We start from the raw sequence: 5,241 nt of genomic DNA, 5'->3' as shown, positions 1-5,241 counted from the left end.
GTAGACGCAAAAACGCCCAGAGTTGTGTTCTCTGGGCGTTTTTTTGTGGGTTAGTCTGACGATGACCTACTTTCACGAGGGCATGCCTCACTATCATCGGCGCGAGTGCGTTTCACGGTCCTGTTCGGGAAGGGAAGGGGTGGTACCGCACGGCTATGGTCGTCAGACTTTGACTTGTTCTCCGCGTTGTTTTGCAGAGCAAAGGCTGGAAGAAGTGTGTTGTGTGATTGTCATGAACCGATGTGTGGTGTCGGTCATGGGTTGAGTTCGTTTTGTTTTGAAGGTTATAGGATCAAGCCGCACGGGCAATTAGTACCGGTTAGCTGAACGTGTTGCCACGCTTGCACACCCGGCCTATCAACGTTGTGGTCTTCAACGACCCTTCAGGGGGCTCGAGGCCCCGGGGAAGTCTCATCTTGAGGCGAGTTTCCCGCTTAGATGCTTTCAGCGGTTATCTCTTCCGCACATAGCTACCCGGCGATGCGACTGGCGTCACAACCGGTACACCAGGGGTGCGTCCACTCCGGTCCTCTCGTACTAGGAGCAGGCCCTCTCAAACTTCCAGCGCCCACGGCAGATAGGGACCAAACTGTCTCACGACGTTTTAAACCCAGCTCACGTACCACTTTAAATGGCGAACAGCCATACCCTTGGGACCGGCTACAGCCCCAGGATGTGATGAGCCGACATCGAGGTGCCAAACTCCGCCGTCGATGTGAACTCTTGGGCGGAATCAGCCTGTTATCCCCAGAGTACCTTTTATCCGTTGAGCGATGGCCCTTCCATACAGAACCACCGGATCACTATGACCTGCTTTCGCACCTGCTCGACGTGTGGGTCTCGCAGTCAAGCCACCTTTTGCCATTGCACTATCAGTACGATGTCCGACCGTACCTAGGTGACCTTCGTACTCCTCCGTTACCTTTTGGGAGGAGACCGCCCCAGTCAAACTGCCCACCATGCACGGTCCCCGACCTGGATTCACAGGCCTGGGTTAGAACCTCGACGACACCAGGGTGGTATTTCAAGGTTGGCTCCACCGGAACTGGCGTCCTGGTTTCATAGCCTCCCACCTATCCTACACAAGTCCCGTCAAAGTCCAATGCAAAGCTACAGTAAAGGTTCATGGGGTCTTTCCGTCTAGCCGCGGGGAGATTGCATCTTCACAAACATTTCAACTTCGCTGAGTCTCAGGAGGAGACAGTGTGGCCATCGTTACGCCATTCGTGCAGGTCGGAACTTACCCGACAAGGAATTTCGCTACCTTAGGACCGTTATAGTTACGGCCGCCGTTTACCGGGGCTTCGATCAAGAGCTTGCACCCCATCACTTAACCTTCCGGCACCGGGCAGGCGTCACACCGTATACGTCCACTTTCGTGTTTGCACAGTGCTGTGTTTTTAATAAACAGTCGCAGCCACCGATTCTCTGCGGCCCCTTCGCCCTTCGGATGTTCTCCTACAAGCTAGTGGGGCATACCTTCTCCCGAAGTTACGGTATCAATTTGCCGAGTTCCTTCTCCTGAGTTCTCTCAAGCGCCTTGGTATTCTCTACCAGCCCACCTGTGTCGGTTTGCGGTACGGTCACTCTATGACTGAAGCTTAGAGGCTTTTCCTGGAAGCTGGGTATCACTCGCTTCGGACCCGAGGGTCCTCGTCATCACGCCTCATCTAAACCCGGCGGATTTGCCTACCAGGCACGACTACACGCTTAAACCACCTATTCCAACAGATGGCCGAGCTAACCTTCTCCGTCCCCCCATCGCATCATAGAGCGGTACAGGAATATTGACCTGTTTCCCATCGACTACGCATTTCTGCCTCGCCTTAGGGGCCGACTCACCCTGCGCCGATGAACGTTGCGCAGGAAACCTTGGGCTTACGGCGAGGGTGCTTTTCACACCCTTTATCGCTACTCATGTCAGCATTCGCACTTCCGATACCTCCAGCATCCCTTACGAGACACCTTCGCAGGCTTACGGAACGCTCCCCTACCACGTGTCAAAGACACATCCGCAGCTTCGGTTCATGGCTTGAGCCCCGTTACATCTTCCGCGCAGGACGACTCGACTAGTGAGCTATTACGCTTTCTTTAAAGGGTGGCTGCTTCTAAGCCAACCTCCTAGCTGTCTAGGCCTTCCCACCTCGTTTGCCACTTAGCCATGCATTTGGGACCTTAGCTGGCGGTCTGGGTTGTTTCCCTCTTGACACCGGACGTTAGCACCCGATGTCTGTCTGCCGTATATCACTTTGCGGTATTCGGAGTTTGCTATCGCGGGGTAGATCGCAATGACCCCCCCAACGATTACAGTGCTCTACCCCCGCAAGTGTCCGTACGACGCACTACCTAAATAGTTTTCGGGGAGAACCAGCTATTTCCGGATTTGTTTAGCCTTTCACCCCTATCCACAGCTCATCCCCTAACTTTTCAACGTTAGTGGGTTCGGACCTCCAGTACCTGTTACGGCACCTTCATCCTGGCCATGGATAGATCATCCGGTTTCGGGTCTACGCCCAGCAACTCTGACGCCCTTATCAGACTCGCTTTCGCTACGCCTCCCCTATTCGGTTAAGCTCGCTACTGAACGTAAGTCGCTGACCCATTATACAAAAGGTACGCAGTCACCCCTTACGAGGCTCCCACTGTTTGTATGCATGCGGTTTCAGGATCTATTTCACTCCCCTCCCGGGGTTCTTTTCGCCTTTCCCTCACGGTACTGGTTCACTATCGGTCGATCACGAGTATTTAGCCTTGGAGGATGGTCCCCCCATCTTCAGACAGGATTTCTCGTGTCCCGCCCTACTTGTCGCACGCTCAGACCCGCCACCGGCTTTTCGCATACGGGACTATCACCCTGTATCGTCGGACTTTCCAGACCGTTTTGCTAAGCTGATGGTTTAGTCGTGCAGGCTGTTGCGCGTTCGCTCGCCACTACTTGCGCAATCTCGGTTGATTTCTGTTCCTCGAGCTACTTAGATGTTTCAGTTCGCTCGGTTCGCCTCCACGCACCTATGTATTCAGTGCGGGATACCCCTTGCGGGGTGGGTTTCCCCATTCGGACATCGTGGGATCAAAGCTCTATTGCCAGCTCCCCCACGCTTTTCGCAGGCTTACACGTCCTTCATCGCCTGTGATCGCCAAGGCATCCACCACATGCACTTAGTCGCTTGATCCTATAACCTTGAGCCCTCAATGAAGGCCCACTGTACAAGGACGAACTCGTTTGTGCGGCCACACCACTGCTGACAACGGTGATGTGACCAATGCAATCACACAACTTGCAGTGCGCACCGGCTCGATGCACACTGCACTTCTTCCACTTTGTTAAAGAGCACGACTCGTAAAGAGTCAGGTCTGAAGTGCCTTCGCACCTCACGCCTGACGCCTCACTGACCTCGAAACCTGGTGGAGCTGGTCGGGATCGAACCGACGACCTACGGCTTGCAAAGCCGCCGCTCTCCCAGCTGAGCTACAGCCCCCTACTGTCTCGAGCAACCAATAATTGTTGGTGGGTCTGGTTGGGTTCGAACCAACGACCCCCGCCTTATCAAGACGGTGCTCTAACCAGCTGAGCTACAGACCCTCTTGTCTTTTCGAGGCTCTTCGCTTGAACAACCGATAAGTTGTGGATACTTGGCCGCTGCGACCTGTTCTCTTGAAAGGAGGTGATCCAGCCGCACCTTCCGATACGGCTACCTTGTTACGACTTCACCCCAGTCATGAATCTCACCGTGGTAAGCGCCCTCCCGAAGGTTAAGCTACCTACTTCTGGTGAAACCCACTCCCATGGTGTGACGGGCGGTGTGTACAAGACCCGGGAACGTATTCACCGCAGCATGCTGATCTGCGATTACTAGCGATTCCGACTTCACGTAGTCGAGTTGCAGACTACGATCCGGACTACGATCGGCTTTAAGGGATTGGCTCCACCTCGCGGCTTGGCAACCCTCTGTACCGACCATTGTATGACGTGTGAAGCCCTACCCATAAGGGCCATGAGGACTTGACGTCATCCCCACCTTCCTCCGGTTTGTCACCGGCAGTCTCACTAGAGTGCCCAACCAAATGATGGCAACTAGTGACAAGGGTTGCGCTCGTTGCGGGACTTAACCCAACATCTCACGACACGAGCTGACGACAGCCATGCAGCACCTGTGTCCAGGCTCCCGAAGGCACCCTCGCCTCTCGGCAAGGTTCCTGGCATGTCAAGGGTAGGTAAGGTTTTTCGCGTTGCATCGAATTAATCCACATCATCCACCGCTTGTGCGGGTCCCCGTCAATTCCTTTGAGTTTTAACCTTGCGGCCGTACTCCCCAGGCGGTCGACTTCACGCGTTAGCTGCGTCACTCAGTGCATTGCTGCTCCGAACGACTAGTCGACATCGTTTAGGGCGTGGACTACCAGGGTATCTAATCCTGTTTGCTCCCCACGCTTTCGTGCATGAGCGTCAGTACAGGCCCAGGGGGCTGCCTTCGCCATCGGTGTTCCTCCTGATCTCTACGCATTTCACTGCTACACCAGGAATTCCACCCCCCTCTGCCGTACTCTAGCCTTGCAGTCACAAACGCAGTTCCCAGGTTGAGCCCGGGGATTTCACATCTGTCTTACAAAACCGCCTGCGCACGCTTTACGCCCAGTAATTCCGATTAACGCTCGCACCCTACGTATTACCGCGGCTGCTGGCACGTAGTTAGCCGGTGCTTCTTAGTCCGGTACCGTCATCCATGGCCTATGTTAGAGACCACGATTTCTTCCCGGCCGAAAGAGCTTTACAACCCGAAGGCCTTCTTCACTCACGCGGCATGGCTGGATCAGGCTTGCGCCCATTGTCCAAAATTCCCCACTGCTGCCTCCCGTAGGAGTCTGGGCCGTGTCTCAGTCCCAGTGTGGCGGATCATCCTCTCAGACCCGCTACGGATCGTCGCCTAGGTGAGCCTTTACCTCACCTACTAGCTAATCCGACATCGGCCGCTCCAATCGCGCGAGGTCCGAAGATCCCCCGCTTTCTCCCTCAGGACGTATGCGGTATTAGCGTACCTTTCGATACGTTATCCCCCACGACATGGGCACGTTCCGATGCATTACTCACCCGTTCGCCACTCGCCGGCAGGCCGAAGCCCCCGCTGCCGTTCGACTTGCATGTGTAAAGCATGCCGCCAGCGTTCAATCTGAGCCAGGATCAAACTCTTAAGTTCAATCCTACAAAGTACTCAAAATACTGACTTACATCAGCATGAGCAC

2 tRNA genes and 3 rRNA genes are annotated in these 5,241 nt (G+C 54.8%); all 5 read right to left on the bottom strand.

What is annotated here, in order from left to right:
- Positions 1 to 53 precede the first annotated feature (53 nt).
- A 5S ribosomal RNA gene (gene rrf, locus MXC99_RS00695) occupies positions 54 to 167 on the bottom strand.
- A 121-nt stretch (positions 168 to 288) separates the two neighbouring features.
- Positions 289 to 3,173: ribosomal RNA gene (locus tag MXC99_RS00690) — 23S ribosomal RNA — on the bottom strand.
- 230 nt (positions 3,174 to 3,403) lie between these two features.
- Positions 3,404 to 3,479 (bottom strand) — tRNA-Ala (locus MXC99_RS00685).
- Positions 3,480 to 3,506: 27 nt separating this feature from the next.
- Positions 3,507 to 3,583, bottom strand: a tRNA-Ile gene (locus MXC99_RS00680).
- A gap of 75 nt (positions 3,584 to 3,658) precedes the next feature.
- Positions 3,659 to 5,195: ribosomal RNA gene (locus MXC99_RS00675) — 16S ribosomal RNA — on the bottom strand.
- Together the 16S, 23S and 5S rRNA genes with 2 tRNA genes alongside form the textbook arrangement of a ribosomal RNA operon.
- Between the last annotated feature and the right edge of the window lie 46 nt (positions 5,196 to 5,241).

Origin of the sequence: Thauera aromatica, from assembly GCF_023093595.1 — a bacterium.
GTDB classification, from domain to species: domain Bacteria; phylum Pseudomonadota; class Gammaproteobacteria; order Burkholderiales; family Rhodocyclaceae; genus Thauera; species Thauera aromatica_A.
This window is presented reverse-complemented; position numbering and strand designations above follow the sequence as displayed.